18 protein-coding genes and 1 tRNA gene are annotated in these 19,209 nt (G+C 61.0%); 15 read left to right on the forward strand and 4 right to left on the reverse strand.

The genetic code is table 11. From position 1 onward, the window contains the following. The first annotated feature begins 212 nt into the window (after window positions 1–212). From thrS to C9990_RS10380, 9 genes are all read left to right on the forward strand, one after another. Window positions 213–2,135 (forward strand): threonine--tRNA ligase, encoded by a 1,923-nt coding sequence (gene thrS / locus C9990_RS10340; RefSeq protein WP_065903656.1) that lies wholly within the window; start codon window positions 213–215, stop codon window positions 2,133–2,135. Then, a complete protein-coding gene (infC, locus tag C9990_RS10345; protein WP_169850653.1) occupies window positions 2,135–2,686 on the forward strand; it encodes a translation initiation factor IF-3 in 552 nt (183 codons plus the stop codon). Before thrS ends, infC begins: the two co-directional genes overlap by 1 nt. Before the next feature lie 60 nt (window positions 2,687–2,746). Continuing rightward, complete coding sequence (rpmI, locus tag C9990_RS10350; protein ID WP_002553160.1) at window positions 2,747–2,941, forward strand: 50S ribosomal protein L35; 195 nt, start codon at window positions 2,747–2,749, stop codon at window positions 2,939–2,941. A gap of 30 nt (window positions 2,942–2,971) precedes the next feature. Then, window positions 2,972–3,328 carry a 50S ribosomal protein L20 gene (gene rplT, locus C9990_RS10355; protein WP_002553161.1) on the forward strand — a complete coding sequence of 119 codons (357 nt, stop codon included), beginning with the start codon at window positions 2,972–2,974 and terminating at the stop codon, window positions 3,326–3,328. Between the two features lie 109 nt (window positions 3,329–3,437). Continuing rightward, window positions 3,438–4,454 carry a phenylalanine--tRNA ligase subunit alpha gene (pheS, locus tag C9990_RS10360; RefSeq protein WP_034099107.1) on the forward strand — a complete coding sequence of 339 codons (1,017 nt, stop codon included), beginning with the start codon at window positions 3,438–3,440 and terminating at the stop codon, window positions 4,452–4,454. 26 nt (window positions 4,455–4,480) lie between these two features. Next, window positions 4,481–6,859, forward strand: a complete 2,379-nt coding sequence (gene pheT, locus C9990_RS10365) for a phenylalanine--tRNA ligase subunit beta (RefSeq protein WP_106803201.1) — start codon at window positions 4,481–4,483, stop codon at window positions 6,857–6,859. A 3-nt stretch (window positions 6,860–6,862) separates the two neighbouring features. Then, the gene (ihfA, locus tag C9990_RS10370; protein ID WP_002553164.1) at window positions 6,863–7,165 is read left to right on the forward strand and encodes an integration host factor subunit alpha; all 303 of its coding nucleotides are present in this window, start codon (window positions 6,863–6,865) and stop codon (window positions 7,163–7,165) included. Then, window positions 7,146–7,502 (forward strand): MerR family transcriptional regulator, encoded by a 357-nt coding sequence (locus C9990_RS10375; RefSeq protein WP_003174972.1) that lies wholly within the window; start codon window positions 7,146–7,148, stop codon window positions 7,500–7,502. Before ihfA ends, C9990_RS10375 begins: the two co-directional genes overlap by 20 nt. Window positions 7,503–7,592: 90 nt before the next feature. Then, a tRNA-Pro gene (locus C9990_RS10380) sits at window positions 7,593–7,669 on the forward strand. Between the two features lie 6 nt (window positions 7,670–7,675). On the opposite strand, the gene C9990_RS32285 is transcribed toward C9990_RS10380, so the two are convergent. After that, window positions 7,676–7,891, reverse strand: a complete 216-nt coding sequence (locus tag C9990_RS32285; RefSeq protein ID WP_157955063.1) for a hypothetical protein — start codon at window positions 7,889–7,891, stop codon at window positions 7,676–7,678. 27 nt (window positions 7,892–7,918) lie between these two features. Between C9990_RS32285 and C9990_RS10385 the strand changes: the two genes are divergently transcribed. Continuing rightward, window positions 7,919–8,467, forward strand: coding sequence for a cytochrome b (locus C9990_RS10385; RefSeq protein WP_106803202.1), 549 nt, complete (start codon window positions 7,919–7,921; stop codon window positions 8,465–8,467). A gap of 58 nt (window positions 8,468–8,525) precedes the next feature. On the opposite strand, the gene C9990_RS10390 is transcribed toward C9990_RS10385, so the two are convergent. Then, complete coding sequence (locus tag C9990_RS10390; protein ID WP_106803203.1) at window positions 8,526–9,377, reverse strand: lipopolysaccharide biosynthesis protein; 852 nt, start codon at window positions 9,375–9,377, stop codon at window positions 8,526–8,528. Window positions 9,378–9,632: 255 nt separating this feature from the next. On the opposite strand from C9990_RS10390, the gene C9990_RS10395 reads away from it, so the two are divergent. From C9990_RS10395 to fecE, 5 genes are all read left to right on the forward strand, one after another. After that, the gene (locus tag C9990_RS10395) at window positions 9,633–12,038 is read left to right on the forward strand and encodes a TonB-dependent receptor (protein ID WP_106803204.1); all 2,406 of its coding nucleotides are present in this window, start codon (window positions 9,633–9,635) and stop codon (window positions 12,036–12,038) included. 477 nt (window positions 12,039–12,515) lie between these two features. Then, complete coding sequence (locus tag C9990_RS10400) at window positions 12,516–13,430, forward strand: Fe(3+) dicitrate ABC transporter substrate-binding protein FecB (RefSeq protein WP_371920694.1); 915 nt, start codon at window positions 12,516–12,518, stop codon at window positions 13,428–13,430. A 2-nt stretch (window positions 13,431–13,432) separates the two neighbouring features. Next, a complete protein-coding gene (fecC, locus tag C9990_RS10405) occupies window positions 13,433–14,422 on the forward strand; it encodes an iron-dicitrate ABC transporter permease FecC (protein ID WP_106803205.1) in 990 nt (329 codons plus the stop codon). Then, complete coding sequence (locus C9990_RS10410) at window positions 14,419–15,387, forward strand: iron chelate uptake ABC transporter family permease subunit (RefSeq protein ID WP_106803206.1); 969 nt, start codon at window positions 14,419–14,421, stop codon at window positions 15,385–15,387. Before fecC ends, C9990_RS10410 begins: the two co-directional genes overlap by 4 nt. Window positions 15,388–15,391: 4 nt before the next feature. Then, window positions 15,392–16,180 (forward strand): Fe(3+) dicitrate ABC transporter ATP-binding protein FecE, encoded by a 789-nt coding sequence (gene fecE / locus C9990_RS10415; protein WP_065903609.1) that lies wholly within the window; start codon window positions 15,392–15,394, stop codon window positions 16,178–16,180. 768 nt (window positions 16,181–16,948) lie between these two features. Here the strand turns inward: fecE and C9990_RS10425 are convergent. Then, on the reverse strand, window positions 16,949–17,881 hold the full coding sequence (locus C9990_RS10425) for a sulfonate ABC transporter substrate-binding protein (RefSeq protein WP_106803208.1): 933 nt from the start codon (window positions 17,879–17,881) through the stop codon (window positions 16,949–16,951). Then, complete coding sequence (locus C9990_RS10430) at window positions 17,878–19,209, reverse strand: LLM class flavin-dependent oxidoreductase (RefSeq protein WP_106803209.1); 1,332 nt, start codon at window positions 19,207–19,209, stop codon at window positions 17,878–17,880. Before C9990_RS10430 ends, C9990_RS10425 begins: the two co-directional genes overlap by 4 nt.

The following is a 19,209-nucleotide window of genomic DNA, read 5'->3' on the forward strand; positions in this document are numbered from 1 at the left end:
CGCTTGGCGAATTCCGGGCGTGCCAATTGCCGCCTTGCCATGTTTCTTTTTAGCTCACTCCAGTCACTCTGGTTCGATTATCGGTTGGCCGAAAGGCTCCTGCCGCTGTAAGGCAGGCGTTCATCACTGAACGGCCTGGTGTTGGATCTTGTACTGGCTCATCCCAACCCACGTGACCTTTGGTAGGGGTCACCACTAGGAGAGGAGGCGCCATGCCAACTATTACTCTTCCCGACGGCAGTCAACGTTCATTCGATCATTCGGTTTCCGTAGCCGAGGTCGCCGCATCCATTGGTGCAGGCCTGGCCAAGGCCACCGTGGCCGGCAAGGTCGACGGCAAGCTGGTGGATGCCAGCGACCTGATCACCCGTGACGCCAGCCTGCAAATCATCACGCCCAAGGATCAAGAGGGGCTGGAGATCATTCGCCACTCTTGCGCGCACTTGATTGGCCATGCGGTCAAGCAGCTGTACCCGACCGCGAAGATGGTGATCGGCCCGGTCATCGAAGAAGGCTTCTATTACGATATCGCCTACGAGCGTCCTTTCACCCCGGACGACCTGGCGGCTATCGAGCAGCGCATGCACGCGCTGATCGAAAAAGATTACGACGTGATCAAGAAGGTCACGCCGCGCGCCGAAGTGATCGACGTGTTCACCGCCCGTGGCGAAGACTACAAGCTGCGTCTGGTGGAAGACATGCCGGACGAGCAGGCCATGGGCCTGTATTACCACGAAGAATATGTCGACATGTGCCGTGGCCCGCACGTGCCGAATACACGCTTCCTCAAGTCGTTCAAGCTGACCAAGCTGTCCGGTGCCTACTGGCGCGGCGACGCGAAGAACGAGCAGCTGCAGCGGATCTACGGCACTGCCTGGGCCGACAAGAAGCAGCTGGCGGCCTACATCCAGCGCATCGAAGAAGCTGAAAAACGCGATCACCGCAAGATCGGCAAGCGCCTGAATCTGTTCCACCTCCAGGAAGAAGCGCCGGGCATGGTGTTCTGGCACCCGAACGGCTGGACCCTGTACCAGGTGCTCGAGCAATACATGCGCAAGGTCCAGCGCGAAAACGGCTACCTGGAGATCAAGACTCCACAAGTCGTTGACCGCAGCCTGTGGGAGAAATCCGGGCACTGGGCCAACTACGCCGACAACATGTTCACTACCCAGTCGGAAAACCGCGACTACGCCATCAAGCCGATGAACTGCCCGTGCCACGTGCAGGTGTTCAACCAGGGCCTGAAGAGCTACCGCGAGTTGCCGATGCGCCTGGCCGAGTTCGGTGCCTGCCACCGTAACGAGCCCTCGGGTGCGCTGCACGGCATCATGCGTGTGCGCGGCTTCACCCAGGACGACGCCCACATCTTCTGCACCGAAGAGCAGATGCAGGCCGAATCCGCCGCGTTCATCAAGCTGACCATGGATGTCTATCGCGATTTCGGCTTTACCGAAGTCGAAATGAAGCTGTCCACTCGTCCGGAAAAACGCGTCGGTTCCGACGAGCTGTGGGATCGCGCCGAAGCTGCCCTGGCCGCAGCGCTAGACAGTGCGGGCCTTGCGTACGACCTGCAGCCGGGCGAGGGGGCCTTCTACGGGCCGAAGATCGAGTTCTCGCTGAAAGATTGCCTTGGCCGTGTCTGGCAATGTGGTACCTTGCAGCTCGATTTTAACCTGCCGATCCGTCTGGGAGCCGAATACGTCTCCGAAGACAACAGCCGTAAACACCCGGTTATGCTGCACCGGGCGATCCTCGGCTCGTTCGAACGGTTCGTCGGGATCCTGATCGAGCACTACGAGGGTGCATTCCCTGCGTGGCTGGCTCCGACCCAGGCAGTGATCATGAATATCACTGATAAACAGGCAGATTTTGCCGCTGAAGTTGAAAAAACTCTCAACGAAAGCGGATTTCGTGCCAAGTCCGACTTGAGAAATGAAAAGATCGGCTTTAAAATCCGCGAGCATACTTTGCTCAAGGTTCCCTATCTTTTGGTTATCGGAGATCGGGAAGTCGAGATGCAGACTGTCGCTGTGCGTACTCGTGAAGGTGCTGACCTGGGCTCGATGCCCGTCGCCCAGTTCGCTGAGTTCCTCGCGCAAGCGGTTTCCCGGCGTGGTCGCCCAGATTCGGAGTAATTATTATTAAGCGTGAAATGAGACAAGATAAACGAGCTGCACCGAAAGCCCCGATCAACGAGAATATCTCGGCACGCGAGGTTCGGTTAATTGGCGCTGACGGCGAGCAGATTGGCATCGTCTCGATTGATGAAGCGCTTCGTATCGCTGAAGAGTCCAAATTGGACCTGGTGGAAATCTCCGCCGACGCAGTCCCGCCTGTTTGCCGGGTGATGGACTACGGCAAGTCGATCTTCGAGAAGAAGAAGCAGATTGCTGCGGCGAAGAAAAACCAGAAGCAGATTCAAGTAAAAGAAATCAAGTTTCGTCCAGGGACGGAGGAAGGGGATTACCAGGTAAAACTGCGCAACCTGGTACGTTTCCTGAGTGATGGGGACAGGGCCAAGGTATCCTTGCGATTCCGCGGCCGTGAGATGGCCCACCAGGAGCTGGGGATGGAACTCCTCAAGCGGGTTGAAGCTGACCTGCTCGAGTACGGTTCGGTCGAACAGCATCCTAAGATGGAAGGACGCCAGCTGATCATGGTCATCGCCCCGAAAAAGAAGAAGTAATCAACAGGGCACGGCAGGCCTTCTGATTATGTTTATCAACTGAATGCGGAGTATCCGAACATGCCAAAGATGAAGACTAAAAGTGGTGCTGCTAAGCGGTTTCTGAAAACTGCTAACGGTATCAAGCACAAGCACGCTTTCAAGAGCCACATCCTGACCAAAATGTCGACCAAGCGTAAGCGTCAACTGCGCGGTAGCAGCTTGCTGCATCCGTCTGACGTGGCAAAAGTCGAGCGCATGCTGCGCCTTCGTTAATTTTTGGATCAAGAATAGAGGAAGTAACTCATGGCTCGTGTAAAGCGTGGCGTCATTGCCCGTAAACGTCACAAAAAAATTCTGAAACTTGCTAAAGGCTACTACGGCGCACGCTCACGCGTATTCCGTGTTGCCAAGCAAGCGGTAATCAAGGCAGGCCAATACGCCTACCGTGACCGTCGTCAGAAAAAACGTCAGTTCCGCGCTTTGTGGATCGCTCGTATCAACGCTGGTGCTCGTGTTAACGGTCTGTCCTACAGCCGTTTCATCGCTGGCCTGAAAAAAGCGTCCATCGAGATCGACCGTAAGGTTCTGGCTGATCTGGCAGTGAACGAAAAAGCGGCGTTTGCTGCGATTGTCGAGAAAGCTAAAGCCACCTTGGCTTAAGTACCCCCGACAGTCACCCTGGGTCACTCCTGTGGCCCAAGGTGTTAAACGTCATAAATAGGGGAAGAGCCTTCAAGCTCTTCCCCTATTTTGTATCTGGAGTCTGTACATGGAAAACCTGGACGCGCTCGTCGCTCAAGCTCTTGAGGCTGTGCAAAGCGCTGAAGATATCAATGCCCTGGAGCAAATCCGGGTTCACTACCTTGGCAAAAAGGGCGAATTGACTCAGGTGATGAAGACCCTGGGGAATTTGCCGGCTGAAGAGCGTCCGCAAGTCGGTGCGCTGATCAACGTCGCCAAGGAGCGTGTCACAGAGGTGCTCAATGCGCGCAAGGCGTCGCTCGAGGAGGCCGATCTAGCGGCCAAGCTCGCCGCCGAGTCGATTGACGTGACCTTGCCTGGCCGTGGCCAGGCCTCGGGCGGTCTGCATCCGATCACCCGGACTCTGGAACGAATCGAGCAGTTCTTCACCCACATCGGCTACGGCATTGCCGAAGGCCCTGAGGTCGAGGACGACTATCACAACTTCGAGGCGCTCAACATCCCAGGCCATCACCCGGCCCGGTCGATGCACGACACCTTCTATTTCAACGCGAACATGCTGTTGCGCACCCATACCTCGCCGGTACAGGTCCGCACCATGGAAGCGAATAAGCCGCCGATCCGCATCGTCTGCCCAGGCCGTGTGTACCGTAGCGACTCCGATATCACCCACTCGCCGATGTTCCACCAGGTTGAAGGCCTGCTGGTTGATCGCGACATCAACTTCGCCGACCTCAAGGGCACCATCGAAGAGTTCCTGCGGGTGTTCTTCGAGAAAGAGCTGGCGGTGCGCTTCCGTCCTTCGTTCTTCCCGTTCACCGAGCCGTCCGCCGAAGTCGACATGGAATGCGTGATGTGCAGCGGTAAAGGCTGCCGCGTCTGCAAGCAGACTGGCTGGCTGGAAGTGATGGGCTGCGGCATGGTTCACCCCAACGTGCTGCGCATGTCCGGGATCGACCCGGAAGAGTTCTCGGGCTTTGCCTTCGGCATGGGCGTCGAGCGCCTGGCCATGCTGCGTTACGGCGTGAATGACTTGCGTCTGTTCTTCGACAACGACTTGCGGTTCCTCGCGCAATTTCGCTAGTCGTAACGAATCTTTAGGAGAGCAGGATGAAATTCAGTGAACAATGGCTGCGTGGCTGGGTAAGCCCGCAGGTAGGTCGCGACGAGCTGGTTGCTCGTCTGTCGATGGCCGGCCTTGAGGTCGATAGCGTGACGCCGGCCGCCGGTGTTTTCAGTGGCGTGGTGGTGGGCGAGGTGCTGAGCACCGAGCAACATCCGGACGCCGACAAATTGCGTGTGTGCCAGGTCAGTAATGGTGCGCAGACCTTCCAGGTCGTGTGCGGAGCGCCTAACGTGCGCCCGGGCCTGAAGATCCCGTTCGCCATGATCGGTGCCGAGCTGCCAGGCGACTTCAAGATCAAGAAGGCCAAGCTGCGTGGCGTCGAGTCCAACGGCATGCTGTGCTCCCAGGCCGAGCTGCAGGTGGGCGAGGGCAACGACGGCTTGATGGAGCTGCCGGCCGACGCACCGGTTGGCCAGGACATTCGTGTCTACCTGGAACTGGAAGACGCCAGCATCGAGGTCGACCTGACCCCGAACCGTGGCGACTGCCTGTCCCTGGCCGGCCTGGCCCGTGAAGTGGGTGCGCTGTACAACGCCCCCGTGACCCGTCCCGTGGTCGCTCCCGTAGCGGCAGTGCACGATGAAGTGCGCTCGATCGAAGTGCTGGCATCCAACGCCTGCCCACGTTACCTGGGTCGGGTAATCCGTAACGTCGACCTGTCCAAGCCTACTCCGCTGTGGATGGTCGAGCGTCTGCGTCGCGCTGACGTGCGCAGCATCGATGCCGCTGTCGACATCACCAACTACGTGATGTTGGAATTGGGCCAACCGCTGCACGCGTTCGATCTCGCCGAAATCAACGGTGGCATCCGCGTACGCATGGCCGAAGAAGGCGAGAAGCTGGTGCTGCTCGATGGCCAGGAAGTCAGCCTGCGTGCCGATACCCTGGTAATCGCCGACCATTCCCGCGCCCTGGCCATTGCCGGTGTGATGGGTGGCGAGCACAGCGGTGTATCCGCGACTACCCGCGATATCTTCCTGGAGAGCGCGTTTTTCGACCAGATCGCCATCGCTGGCAAGGCGCGTTCCTACGGCCTGCACACCGATGCCTCGCACCGCTACGAGCGTGGTGTGGACTGGAAACTCGCCCGTGAAGCCATGGAGCGCGCCACGGGCCTGCTGCTGGAAATCACCGGTGGTGAAGCGGGTCCGATCACTGAAACCGTCAGTGAGCAGTACCTGCCGTCCATTGCGCCGATTACCCTGCGTGCCAAAAGCGTCGAGCAGATGCTCGGCCTGGTGATCGCGCCGGCTGAAATCGAGCAACTGTTGTCCGCTCTCGGCCTGGGTATTACCGCCGGTGGGGAAGGGCAGTGGCACGTTGAAGTGCCAAGCCATCGCTTCGATATCAGCCTGGAAGTCGACCTGATCGAAGAACTGGCGCGTCTATACGGTTACAACCGTCTGCCGGTTCGCTACCCGCAAGCCCGCCTGGCACCACAACCCAAGGCCGAGGCGCGTGCGCACTTGCCTGAGTTGCGCCGTCTGCTGGTTGCCCGTGGCTACCAGGAAGCGGTGACCTACAGCTTCATCGACCCGAAGCAGTTCGAACTGTTCAACCCGGGCGTCGAGCCGCTGCTGTTGGCCAATCCGATCTCCAATGACATGGCTGCCATGCGTTCGTCGCTGTGGCCTGGCTTGGTGAAGGCGCTTTCCCACAACCTGAACCGTCAGCAAGACCGCGTGCGCATGTTCGAAAGCGGCCTGCGTTTCGTCGGTCAACTCGACGGCCTCAAGCAAGAGCCAATGCTGGCGGGCGTGGTCTGTGGCAGCCGTCTGCCGGAAGGCTGGGCGCAGGGCCGCGATGGCGTGGACTTCTTCGACGTCAAGGCCGACGTGGAAGCAGTATTGGGCTTTTCCGGTGCGTTGGATGACTTCACTTTTGTACCGGGTCAGCATCCGGCACTGCATCCGGGCCAGACTGCACGCATCGAGCGCGAAGGTCGCCTGGTGGGTTTCGTGGGGGCTATTCACCCTGAGCTGTCGAAAACCCTGGGGCTGGACCGCCCAGTCTTCGTTTTCGAGCTGGTCCTGGCTGAAGTCGCCGCGGGCAAGATGCCTAAATTCAGCGAGTTGTCGCGCTTCCCTGAAGTGCGTCGCGACCTGGCGCTGATCGCTGACCGTGAAGTGGCCGCCACTGCCGTTCTGGATGTAATCCGTGAAAATGCAGGGGAATGGCTGACAGACCTCAGGCTATTTGACGTCTATCAGGGTAAAGGCATTGATCCGCATAGAAAAAGCCTTGCAGTTGGCTTGACCTGGCAGCATCCATCGCGCACTCTTAATGACGATGAGGTGAATACCACGACACAAAATATCCTCACCTCGCTCGAACAAAGGTTGAACGCCACGTTAAGGAAGTGACGTATGGGGGCTTTGACGAAAGCTGAGATGGCGGAACGTCTGTACGAAGAGTTGGGTCTGAACAAACGCGAGGCCAAGGAATTGGTCGAGCTGTTTTTTGAAGAGATCAGGCACGCTCTGGAAGACAATGAGCAGGTCAAATTGTCCGGTTTCGGCAATTTTGACCTGCGGGACAAACGCCAGCGGCCTGGCCGCAATCCAAAAACGGGAGAAGAAATCCCGATCACGGCTCGCCGTGTGGTCACCTTTCGTCCAGGGCAGAAGTTGAAGGCCCGAGTTGAGGCTTATGCTGGAACCAAGTCATAACGACGAGCTACCCGTCATCCCAGGCAAACGCTACTTCACCATTGGTGAAGTCAGCGAGCTATGCGCGGTAAAGCCGCACGTGCTGCGCTATTGGGAGCAGGAGTTTCCTCAACTCAACCCCGTCAAACGCACCGGGAACCGTCGGTATTATCAGCGCCAGGATGTGCTGATGATCCGACAGATCCGTGCGTTGCTGTACGACCAGGGGTTCACCATCAGTGGTGCGCGCCAGCGCATGTCCGGTGATGAAGCCAAAGATGACACCACCCAATACAAGCAACTGATCCGCCAGATGATCTCCGAACTCGAAGATGTGCTGGTGGTTTTGAAGAAATAAATCCGGCTTTTAAAATACTTCCACATTTCAAAAGCTTGCGGTATATTCCTGATCGCTTCGTTGCGAAGCAAACCCAGTAACACGCCTAGTCGGGGCGTAGCGCAGTCCGGTAGCGCACTAGCATGGGGTGCTAGGGGTCGAGTGTTCGAATCACTCCGTCCCGACCATATTTTTCAATGACTTAGCCCAATCTGAAACGATTGGGCTTTTTCATGCCCGCAAAAAATAATCGCGCCTCGCAGGCTGGCCGCGAAGGTCGGTGAAGTCCCCACTTTGTTAACGCTGCAGCCTATCTGAATACCCGCCGTCCCCCCTGAAAAATCAGAAAACTCGATCATCATCATCGGCATTTTACGGTTTTTCGATAACGCCCATTGACGATAATCCAAGCTTCTCAAAAAGGGAGGGCTATCCGAATGTCGAAGGCAGAAAGCTATACGGCCACCGCGAAGTGGTTGCACTGGGGCATGGCGCTGATCTGGGTGGTGGCTTGGTTTGTCGGGATTGTGGCGGTGCATTGGCGCGATGAGCTTAACCCTCAGCACCAGCTCACCTTTGTCCATAAGGCGATGGCCAGCGTTCTGCTCTTGCTTATCGTGCTGCGTGTTGGCTGGCGTCTTACACATGCGGCCCCGGCGATGCCTGCGACGATGAGCCCGCTGATGCAGCGGGGCGCGTTCGTCGGTCATCTGCTGTTGTACGGCGTTGCGCTTGTGGGGTTGCCGATGTCCGGCTGGTACTGGAGTTCGGTTGCAGACAAACCCATCCTGCTCGCCGGGTTGTTGCTGTTGCCGCCGCTGGTGGAGCCTGATCAAAGTCTCTATGACTTGGCGAAGGCCATCCACACCTACACTGCCTGGCTATGCGGGGTACTTGTGGGTGGGCATGCATTGGTGGCGTTGAAGCATCACTTCATTGACAAGGACAACGTGCTCGCAGGCATGCTGCCCGGCCGCGGCGATTGAAGGGGGAGCGTGATCGGCGCGCTCCAGGGCTTGGGCCCTGGAAGTGCTGCGCGTAGGCTTACTGGAGCATCGCCTCGACTTCCCCCAGCGTCACGCGGGGTATGACGCTCTCGGGGATCCGCGAGCAGTCGGAGAAGTTGTACACCATGAAGTCATTACCCATGACCTTCCTGGACATCAGCTCGAGCGAGGGAAGGATGCGGGTTTCATAGTGCTCATCGAGCCCGCAGGGCGACTTGACCGAGTCTTGGGTCTCGTAGAACCGTCCCGAATTTTCATGCAGGTCGACGCCGACCAGAAAGACCTTGGTGAAGCCTGCGTGGTAGGCCAACTGGATGGCCAGGTAGGCCACGGTTCGTGCGTCGAAAAAGCCCTTGCTCATGTCTTTGCTGAAGCCTACCGGCCTTTTGCGCATTGCGAGCAGGGAGTGGTCAGCCACCAGGGCAGCGTGTCTGCCCATGGTCGCATCGAGCCAGGAGGGTCTTTTCGCCTTGGTCAGCCGATAGAGCTGCCCGGTCGGACGCGCACGGGACGATTGCGCATGGTCCTCCCACAGCGCCACGCGTTTGCTGGTTGCCATGGCGTATTTGAATAAATCCGGCTGTTGCTTGGAGAAGCTTCTGTCGGTGCAGGCGTAAAAAAACGGTTGGATGTCTGTGTTCAGAAACATCGAGACAGCGCCATTCATCGTGATCATAGGCACGTGCGCAAACGTTTCGAACGGGAATGACTTGGCCGACAGGCCGGAGGCAATAATAAATACGGCGCCTGATTCGATATTCCGACAGCTATCAAAGTCGTGCACAGCCTGCTGGCTTGCGTTAGCGTGCCTGGGGCCTGAGAGGCGGGCATACAGAGCGTCCTTGGCGGCGCCAGCATGCTCGGTCTCGACGAAGGACATCTGTTTCATCCGACCCATCCGTGTAGTGAAATGAAAATAGGTACATCAGCCGACCCGGAAGCTTCGTGGGAGTTCCTTTATAAAAAAGACTACATAAACGCACGCTTCGAAAAATCCGAAACTCTTGTGGCTCTTTTCCCTATTTTTCAGGGAGGTGGCGTCGCCATTTCCCTGCGATGTTGAAGAAAGTTGGCCGAAGCCTGTCCCCTTTTTTCGCCTCGCCTGTCATTCCAGGCAAGTGAACAAAATCGAGAGCTTCCTCCAATGCCCGCAGTTCTACCTTTGCGCTTGCGCCCGTTGCTGAAACTGAGCCTGATGCTGAGCCTCAGCGCCAGCCCGTTGTTCGTCCCCGTCAGCTATGCCGAAGACACCGCCGCCCGGCGCAGTTACCAGGTGCCGGCCGGCAGCCTGAGCGCGGCGCTGACCCGGTTTGCCGGGTTGTCGGGCGTCAACCTGTCCGTCGACCCGGCGCTGGTCAGCGGCCGCAGCAGCAGTGGCTTGTCCGGTGAATATGGGGTGGAGGAGGGCTTTGCCCGCTTGCTGCAAGGGTCGGGCCTGCAATTGCAACCGATGGGCGACCGCGATTACATGCTGGTGCCGATACCGGATGGCAGCAGCCTGGAGCTGGCGCCGACCTCGATTCTCGGCACCACCGGCCTCTACGACGGCGACACCTACGCCGGTGGCCAGGTGGCGCGGCGCGGCTCGCAGGGCCTGCTGGGCACGCGGGACTTCATGGAAACCCCGTTCAGCATGACCACCTACACCCAGGATGCGGTGAAGAATCAGCAGGCGCGCACGCTCGGTGACCTGATTGCCAGCGACCCGTCGGTACGCGCCACCAACCCGGCCGGTGGGCGCTATGAACAGTTCACCATCCGCGGCTTCAGCCTGTTCAACAGCGATGTGGCCTACAACGGCCTCTACGGCGTGTTGCCGACCTACACCATCGACATGGAAATGGCCGACCGCGTCGACATCTTCAAAGGCCCGACCCAGTTGATCAACGGCATCTCGCCGCGTGGCAGCGTGGGCGGCGGGATCAACGTGGTGCCCAAGCGCGCCACCGACAAGGACATCAACTCGTTTACCGGCAACTGGGCCTCCGACAGCCAGGCCGGCGGCGCCGTGGATGTAGGGCGGCGCTTTGGCGAGGACAACAAGTTCGGTATCCGCTTCAACGGCGTCAAGCAGTCCGGCGACACCGAGTGGGACCACCAGAGTGTCGACCGTGAAATGGCCGTGCTCGGCCTGGATTTTCGTGGCGAGCGCCTGCGTCTTTCCACGGATATCGGTCACACCGAGCGCGACACCGATGCCCCGCAGGAGCGGGTGCAGGTGGCAGCCAATGCGCCGGTGCCGAGCGCCAACGATGTGCGTCGCAATTACGCGCAGTCCTGGAGCAAGGCCAGCACCAACGACACCTTCGGGACGGTCAACGCCGAGTACGACCTCAGCGATAACGTGATGCTGTACGGCGGTATGGGCGCGCGCAAAAGTAACCACGACTTCCTGCGCCATGCAGTGTCTGTGACCAACGCCGCCGGCGACTTCCTGGTGCTGCCGCGCGATTTCACCCGCGATGAAAATGTGCGCACCTACACCGCCGGCGTGCGCAACTGGTTCCAGACCGGCTCGGTGAGCCATGAGGTCAACCTGGCCGCCAGCTACTTCTATATGGATTTCGAAAACGGCGGCGCACGGTATGCGCAGGGCCGCAGCAACCTCTACAACCCTGTGCAGATACCGACACCCTCGGTGCAAACCCGCCCCGATCCGAAGGTCTACACCGAGAACCGCTTCAGTGGCGTGGCGTTGTCCGATACCCTGGGCTTCTTTGACGACCGCCTGCTGTTGACCCTCGGCGCGCGCTGGCAGCGGGTCAAGGTGGATGACTGGAACAACGGGGTCAAAGGCCGCACCGCCTATGACGAAGAAAAGATCTCGCCGTCCGGTGGCCTGTTGTTCAAGGCCACCGACAAACTGTCGCTGTATGCCAACTACATGGAAGGCCTGAGCCAGGGCAAGGTCGCGCCGTCGACCTCGGCCAACGACGATGAAATCTTCCCGCCGTTCATCAGCCGCCAGGTGGAAGTCGGCGCCAAATACGACGCCGGCGCCTTTGCGGTGACCGCTGCGGTGTTCCGTATCAAGCAGCCTGCCTACGAAACCAATGCCATCACGACGGTGTTCGGTCCCAACGGCAAGCGCCAGAACACCGGGGCGGAGCTGAGCATGTTCGGCGAGCCGCTCAAGGGCGTACGCCTGCTCGGCGGGGTGATGTACATCGACAGCAAGCTGCAGGACACCACCAACGGCGCCACCAACGGCAACCGCGCGCCGGCCACGCCCAAGTACAACGTCAACCTCGGCGCCGAATGGGATGTGCCGGGCCTCGAAGGCTTGACCCTGACCAGCCGTGGCATCTACTCCAGCTCGCAGTACCTGGACACCTCCAACGTCAAGGAGATCGACGCCTGGAACCGTGTCGACGTCGGCGCGCGCTATGCGTTCAAGGTGGATGACAAGCACATTACCTTGCGCGCGAACGTGGAAAACGTCGCCGATAAACGCTACTGGAGTTCGGCGGGAGCGTCGGATGACAGCGAGCCGGGGCTGACCCTGTCGACACCGCGTACGTATTTGCTCTCGGCTACTGTCGATTTCTGATCGCTGTGACGGGTATGCCTGGGTAGGGGCTTTCTATGGTGAGCAGGCTTTCTATGGTGAGCCTGCAGGGCGGGGTGCACAGGATCTTTTGTGGCGAGCGGGCTTGCCCCGCGTTGGGCTGCGCAGCAGCCCCTTTCAAGCAAAAAGCGGTGTGCCAGGCATTCCATGCTGATCTGTTTTGGGGCTGCTGCGCAGCCCAACGCGGGGCAAGCCCGCTCGCCACAGGAGCGTGCTCACCACAATAAATTTGCTGACTCCAACAAACGTGCTCACCACAATAAGTTTGTTGGCTCAAACAAACCTGCTCACCCCAACAGGTTTGCTGACCCCAGCAGGCTTGCTCAGCACAGCAAGCCCGTTGCCAGGGTGGAAATGAGAATGTTTTTTGATCACGCCGCGCCGATATGGAATAGTACCCGCCGTTTTCCCCAGCCTGTCTAGCCGGGGTGTTTTAACGCCGAGGTACTTGTCATGCGAATGCTGCGCTCCATCCCGACCCTTGCCGCCTGCCTCCTGGCGTTTTCTTCAAGCGTGTTAAGCGCTGCGCCCATCGACCTCAATGACGGCCAGCACGCCGTGCATCTGCCGGATGCGCCCAAGCGCGTGGTGGTGCTGGAGTTCTCCTTTCTCGACAGCCTGGCCGCCGTCGACGTCACACCCGTTGGCGCCGCCGACGATGGCGACGCCAACCGCGTGCTGCCCAGGGTGCGCCAAGCCATCGGCCAGTGGCAGTCCGTAGGCTTGCGTTCGCAGCCGAGCATCGAGGAAATCGCTCGGCTCAAGCCGGACTTGATCGTTGCCGACCTTAACCGTCATCAGGCGCTGTACAGCGACTTGGCAAGCATTGCGCCGACCCTGTTGCTGCCCTCGCGCGGCGAGGATTACCAGGGCAGCCTCAAGTCCGCCGAACTGATCGGCAAGGCCCTCGGCAAAGGCCCGCAGATGCAAGCGCGTATCGCGCAGAACCGCGACAACCTGAAAAAAATCGCCGCGCAGATCCCCGCCGGTACCAACGTATTGTTTGGTGTCGCGCGGGAAGACAGCTTCTCGGTGCACGGCCCGGACTCCTACGCGGGCAGCGTACTGCAGGCGATCGGCCTGAAGGTGCCAGCGGTACGCGCGAATGCGGCGCCGACCGAGTTCGTCAGCCTGGAGCAACTCCTCGCCCTCGACCCGGGTTGGTTGCTGGTCGGCCATTACCGCCGCCCGAGCATCGTCGACAGCTGGAGCAAGCAGCCGCTGTGGCAAGTGCTTGGCGCCGTACGTCACCAGCAGGTGGCCGAAGTGGATGGCGACAGCTGGGCGCGTAACCGTGGGGTGCTGGCGTCGGAGCAGATCGCCGAAGACGCGTTGGCGATTCTCAAGGGCGGTAAAGCCGTACTGAGCCAATAAGCATGGCGCGCAGTGTGGCGGCAGCCGGCATTCTGCTGCTCGGCGCCGGGTTGTTCTGGCTGTCGTTGTACAGCTGGTCACCGTTCACCCTGACGGCGGCGGATGCCTGGAACGGCCTGGTTCATCAGGGCCGTGTCGGCGGCAACATGGCCTATATCGTGGCTCAGTTGCGTGTGCCGCGTGCGGTGTGCGCGGCGTTGGTGGGGGCTTGCCTGGGCCTGGCCGGGGCGCTGATGCAAGGCATCACCCGCAACCGCCTGGCATCGCCTTCGTTGTTCGGCGTGACGGCGGGGGCGGCGTTGGGGCTTGCGTTGTTTTCCACCGGGTTGGTCGCGTTGCCGTTCGCCGGTGGCGCCTTGCTGATGACCTGCTTGGGCGGCGCACTGGCCTGGATCACGGTGTTCAGCCTCGGCGGTGCCTGGTCGCCGACCACGGCCCAGGGGCGCCTGGTATTGGCGGGCGTTGCCGTCGCAGCCCTGTGTGCAGCCTTGACCCGCCTCACCGTGATCCTGGTCGAGGCCCAGGCGCAAAGCGTGTTGAACTGGCTGGCCGGTTCCCTGGCCAACGTCGGTGCGGCGCAGGTGCAATTGCTTTGGCCGTGCACCTTGATCGGCGGCCTGTGGGCGCTGTGGTGCGCGCCGCGCTTGAACCTGATCAACCTCGGCGAAGACGCCGCGCGCTCGTTGGGCGTGGGCATCGCCAGCCTGCGCCTGCAGGTGTTTGTCGCCAGCCTGTTGCTGGTGGGCGCTAGCGTTTGCGCGGTGGGGCCGATTGGTTTTGTCGGGCTGATCGCGCCGAATATCCTGCGCCAGTTTCTCGGCAACGATTACCGCTGGCTGATCCCGCTGAGCGCAGCGTTGGGTGCGGTGATCGTGCTGGGCGCCGACCTGCTCAGCCGCGCCGTGGCCTTCCCGGTGGAAACCCCGGCCGGGGTGGTCACCGCGTTGATTGGTGCACCGTTCTTCCTCTTTCTCGCCAGGCGTACCCTATGACCCAGCCACGATTGCGCCTCTGGCTGTTGCTCGGCCTGTTGCTGCTGGCGACCTTTGTCAGCCTCAGCGCAGGCACCGTTTGGCTCGCTCCGGAGACCGTGCTGGACCGGCTGCTGGCCCATGACGCGCTCGACTTTGAAGTGTGGAACCACCGCCTGCCACGCAGCCTGATCGCGATCCTCGCAGGCTGCGCATTCGGCCTGGCCGGGGCGATTGTGCAGGGGGTGATTCGCAACCCGCTGGCCTCGCCGGAAATCCTCGGCGTGACCCAAGGCGCGGGATTGGCGCTGACCGTGGCGATCATCGGTTGGCCGCACCTGCCGATCGCCTGGCTGCCGCTGGTGGCGTGCCTGGGCGGTGCCGGCGGCGCGTTGCTGCTGGCGCTGTACAGCACCGGTGTGAGTTTTTCCGGGGTGCGCTTTGCGCTGTCCGGGGTGGCGATTGCGGTGACCTTGTCCAGCGTCACCGAGTTTCTGATCCTGTCCCATCCGCTGGATATCAACACCGCCTTGCTCGCGCTGACCGGCAGTCTGTGGAGCCGCAACTGGCACCATGTGGCGCTGGTGCTGCCGTTCCTGGTGCTGATCCCGCTGGGTTTGTGCCTGGCCAAGCCGCTGAACCTGATCGCCCTGGGCGATGAAGCCGCCCACAGCCTGGGCACCGCGCTCGGCCGCACGCGCTGGCTGGCAATGGCTTGCGCGGTGCTGCTCACCAGCCTGGGGGTGGGCGTGATCGGCCCGATCGGGTTTATCGGCCTGGTCGCACCCCACATGGCGCGGCGCCTGGTGGGCGGGCATCACCACTATTTGCTGCCGGCAGCGATGCTGATCGGCGCGCTGCTGCTGGTGCTCGCCGACACCCTCGGGCGCAGCTTGATTGCGCCCAGCGAAATCCCTGCGGGGGTGCTCACGGCGGTGATTGGCGCGCCGTATTTTCTTTGGTTGCTGGCACGGTTCAAGGGCTGATCACATGAGTATTCTCCACGCACGACAGCTCGATATCGGTTACGGCGCGACGCGCATCGTGCAGGGCCTGTCGTTCGCGCCGCCGGTGGGCAAGGTCACCGCGTTGATCGGCCCCAACGGCTGCGGCAAGTCCACCTTGCTCAAGGCATTTGCGCGCATTCTCAAGCCGACCCAGGGTGAGTTGACCTTGGATGGCCAGGCCTATGCGAGCCTGTCTGCCCGCCAACTGGCCCGACAGGTCGCGTTTCTGCCTCAGGTGTTGCCGGTGCCGGAGGGCGTCAGCGTGCGCCAGTTGATCGCCTACGGTCGCAGCCCGCACAACTCACTGTGGGGGCGCCTGAGCGGCAACGACCAGTCTCATGTGACCCAGGCCATGCAGCGCCTGGAACTGGATAACCTGGCCGACCGTGCCCTGGCCGACCTGTCCGGCGGCCAGCGCCAACGTGCCTGGCTGGCCATGGTGCTGGCGCAGAACGCGCCCGTGGTGCTGCTCGACGAACCCACCACCTACCTCGACATCAGCCACCAGGTCGAACTGCTCGACCTGATGGGCGAACTCGCCGCCGAAGGCAAGACGGTGATCACCGTGCTCCACGACATCAACCAGGCCTGCCGCTACGCCGATCACCTGGCGGTGATGCACGGCGGCAAGCTGGTGGCCGATGGCGCGCCGGAGCAAGTGATCAGTGCCGAATTGATGCGCCAGGTGTTTGAAGTGCAAGTGCAGATCATGCAGGAGCCGGTGGCGGGCACGCCCATGTGCCTGGTCGAGAAGAGCACCCGGCTCGGTTAGAAAATGTGGGAGCGGGCTTGCTCGCGAAGGCGGTGTGTCAGTCACCTCATGCAGTGGCTGACCCACCGCCTTCGCAGGCAAGCCAGCTCCCACATTTGGGTTGTATTTCAAGTTCGAACCGGGTCGTACGTCGGCGCGAATGTTGGCGAAACACCCCAAATCCCAAACCCGGACGACGATCAAAACTGTGGGAGCGGGCTTGCTCGCGAAGGCGGTGTATCAGTCACCTCATGCAGTGGCTGATCCACCGCTATCGCAGGCAAGCCAGCTCCCACATTTGGGTTGTATTTCAAGTTCGAACCGGGTCGTATCGTCGGCGCGAAGGTTGGCGAAACACCTCGAATCCAAACCCGGACGGCGATCAAAACTGTGGAAGCTGGCTTGCCCGCGAAGGCGGTGTGTCAGTCACCTTATGCAGTGGCTGACGGACCGCTATCGCAGGCAAGCCAGCTCCCACATTTGGGTTGTATTTCAAGTTCGAACCGGGTCGTATCGTCGGCGCGAATGTTGGCGAAACACCTCGAATCCGAACCCGGACGATGATCAAAACTGTGGGAGCGGGCTTGCTCGCGAAGGCGTTGTGTCAGCCATCTCATGCAGTGGCTGACCGACCGCTATCGCAGGCAAGCCAGCTCCCACATGGGTTTTGTATTGTGGCTCAGGGCACCGTCCAACCTGTGGGAGCTGGCTTGCCTGCGATGGCGGGCTATCCGTCGATACAAGGTCAACTGACCCACCGCCTTCATGGGCATCTCCGCGGTACTGCTATCAGCGAGCGTCAACACTCCACGCTGCCTTCTTTACTTCAATCGCCTTGGGCAGCAGGTGGTTCTGAAAGAACAAATCTGCCGTCGCCTGCTGCGCGTTAATGATCCCCTCATCAATCGGCAAGATCGGCGAAGGCGGGCGGTTATCCATGTAGCGTGCGATCACTTCGCGGGGCAGGCCCATGAACTGTGTCAGCACGCGCAGGCTGTCTTCGCGCTGGCTGCGGGTGAGGGCTTCGGCGCTGCTGAGTTCCTCCAATAGATCATGGATAAAGCCGCCGTTGGCGTTCGCATATTCGCGCCGCGCGGTATACACCGGCCCCGACAGGCCCAGGCCTTCGCCGTTGGCCAGCACATGGCTGGGGCTCTGGCTCAAGGCGAGTGACGAGTAGGGTTCCCAGATCGCCCAGGCATCCACGCTGCCTTGTTCGAACGCCGCGCGCGCGTCAGCGGGGGGCAGGTACACCGGCTGGATATCCTTGTAGCTCAGGTCGGCTTTATTCAGGGCGCGCAGGATCAGGTTGTGAGAGCTGGAGCCTTTCTGGAACGCGACTTTCTTGCCCTTCAGGTCCGCCACTGAATGCAGCGGGCTGTCGTTGCGCACCAGAATGGTTTCGGCACTGGGCTTGGGGGGCTCGGCGCCGATGTAGACCAGGTCGGCACCGGCGGCCTGGGCGAACAGTGGCGGGATGTCACCGGTCGAGCCCACGTCCAGCGCACCGACGTTGAGCGCTTCGAGCATCTGCGGGCCGGCGGGGAATTCGATCCACTTCACGGTCGTCTGCGGAAAGCGCTGTTCGAGCAAACCATGTTCCTTGGCCAGCACCAGGGCGATCGAGCCTTTCTGGTAGCCGATGCGCAAAGTGTCGGGTGCGGCCGCCAACGCGGTGTGCGTAACCGCCAGCAGGCTGAGCAATAACGCGGCAATCCTCATGCCTGAACCTCCTTGAAGCGATTTTGCGGGCGCGCCAAACCGAGGTTTTCGCGCAAGGTCGAGCCGCTGTATTCGGTGCGAAACAGGCCGCGCCGTTGCAGCTCGGGCACCACCTCGCGGGCAAAGTCTTCCAGCCCCCCGGGCAGATGCGGCACGAGGATATTGAAACCATCCGCTGCACCCTGTTCGAACCAGCGCTGCAGCTCGTCGGCGATCTGCGTGGGTGTGCCGATCAGGCTGTAATGCCCGCGACCGCCGGCAATTCGCCGGCCCAGTTGTGCCAGTGTCAGATGCTCGCGTTCGGCCAGTTCGCTCAACAGCTGCTGGCGGCTGCGCTGCCCGCTGTCGGTTAACGGCAGCGCCGGCAACGGCCCGTCCAGCGGGTAGCCGGACAGGTCGAAATTGCCCAGCATGCGCCCCAGCAGCGCGACGCCCACTTCAGGTTCAACCAGCGCCTGGAACGCGGCGAATTTGGCCTGCGCCTCGGCCTCGGTCTGCCCGACCACCACAAACACGCCGGGCATGATTTTCAGCGCGTCCGCCTCACGTCCATACCGGCTCAACCGCGCCTTGAGGTCGGCATAGAACGCCTGGGCATTCGCCAGCGACGTCTGCGCGGTAAACACCACCTCGGCGGTCTGCGCGGCCAGCTCGCGGCCCGCTTCGGAAGAGCCGGCCTGCACGATCACCGGCTGGCCCTGGGGCGAGCGCGCCACATTCAACGGGCCCTTGACCCGGAAGTGTTCGCCGACATGCTCCAGCACATGCCGCTTGCTCGGGTCGTAATAGGTGCCACTGGATTTGTCGCGCACAAAGGCATCGTCTTCCCAGCTGTCCCACAGGCCGGTGACCACTTGGTGAAACTCGCGCGCGCGGCTGTAGCGCTCAGCATGGCCCAGGTGTTCCTCGCGCCCGAAGTTCTGCGCTTCGGCGGCGTTGTCCGAGGTCACCAGGTTCCAGCCGGCGCGCCCGCCGGACAAGTGGTCCAGCGAGGCGAATTTACGCGCCACATGGTAAGGCTCGTTATAGCTGGTGGTCGCCGTGGCGATCAGGCCGATATGCTCCGTCACTGCACTCAACGCCGACAGCAATGTCAGCGGTTCGAAATGGTCCGAGCGCGCCATATGGCTGGCGACCTCACCGGTGGCCGCAGCGATGCTGTCCGCCACGAACAGCGCATCGAACTTCGCCGCCTCGGCCACGCGCGCCAGGTGTTTGTACTGGGCGAAATCCAGCCCGGCATTCGCCGGTACGTCCGGGTGGCGCCAGGCGGCGACATGGTGCCCGGTGGCCATCAGGAAGGCGCCGAGTTTCAGTTGACGGCTCAT

Source organism: Pseudomonas sp. S5D5, assembly GCF_003013355.1.
GTDB classification, from domain to species: Bacteria; Pseudomonadota; Gammaproteobacteria; order Pseudomonadales; family Pseudomonadaceae; genus Aquipseudomonas; species Aquipseudomonas aylmerensis.

What these genes read in the sequence shown, in the direction of transcription:
- thrS (WP_065903656.1), top strand. Translation starts at nt 213, where the DNA reads ATGCCAACTATTACTCTTCCCGACGGCAGTCAACGTTCATTCGATCAT.
- rpmI (WP_002553160.1), top strand. Translation starts at nt 2,747, where the DNA reads ATGCCAAAGATGAAGACTAAAAGTGGTGCTGCTAAGCGGTTTCTGAAA.
- rplT (WP_002553161.1), top strand. Translation starts at nt 2,972, where the DNA reads ATGGCTCGTGTAAAGCGTGGCGTCATTGCCCGTAAACGTCACAAAAAA.
- pheS (WP_034099107.1), top strand. Translation starts at nt 3,438, where the DNA reads ATGGAAAACCTGGACGCGCTCGTCGCTCAAGCTCTTGAGGCTGTGCAA.
- pheT (WP_106803201.1), top strand. Translation starts at nt 4,481, where the DNA reads ATGAAATTCAGTGAACAATGGCTGCGTGGCTGGGTAAGCCCGCAGGTA.
- ihfA (WP_002553164.1), top strand. Translation starts at nt 6,863, where the DNA reads ATGGGGGCTTTGACGAAAGCTGAGATGGCGGAACGTCTGTACGAAGAG.
- C9990_RS10375 (WP_003174972.1), top strand. Translation starts at nt 7,146, where the DNA reads ATGCTGGAACCAAGTCATAACGACGAGCTACCCGTCATCCCAGGCAAA.
- C9990_RS10385 (WP_106803202.1), top strand. Translation starts at nt 7,919, where the DNA reads ATGTCGAAGGCAGAAAGCTATACGGCCACCGCGAAGTGGTTGCACTGG.
- C9990_RS10390 (WP_106803203.1), bottom strand. Translation starts at nt 9,377, where the DNA reads ATGAAACAGATGTCCTTCGTCGAGACCGAGCATGCTGGCGCCGCCAAG.
- C9990_RS10395 (WP_106803204.1), top strand. Translation starts at nt 9,633, where the DNA reads ATGCCCGCAGTTCTACCTTTGCGCTTGCGCCCGTTGCTGAAACTGAGC.
- C9990_RS10400 (WP_371920694.1), top strand. Translation starts at nt 12,516, where the DNA reads ATGCTGCGCTCCATCCCGACCCTTGCCGCCTGCCTCCTGGCGTTTTCT.
- fecC (WP_106803205.1), top strand. Translation starts at nt 13,433, where the DNA reads ATGGCGCGCAGTGTGGCGGCAGCCGGCATTCTGCTGCTCGGCGCCGGG.
- C9990_RS10410 (WP_106803206.1), top strand. Translation starts at nt 14,419, where the DNA reads ATGACCCAGCCACGATTGCGCCTCTGGCTGTTGCTCGGCCTGTTGCTG.
- fecE (WP_065903609.1), top strand. Translation starts at nt 15,392, where the DNA reads ATGAGTATTCTCCACGCACGACAGCTCGATATCGGTTACGGCGCGACG.
- C9990_RS10425 (WP_106803208.1), bottom strand. Translation starts at nt 17,881, where the DNA reads ATGAGGATTGCCGCGTTATTGCTCAGCCTGCTGGCGGTTACGCACACC.
- C9990_RS10430 (WP_106803209.1), bottom strand. Translation starts at nt 19,209, where the DNA reads ATGAGCCGTCAACTGAAACTCGGCGCCTTCCTGATGGCCACCGGGCAC.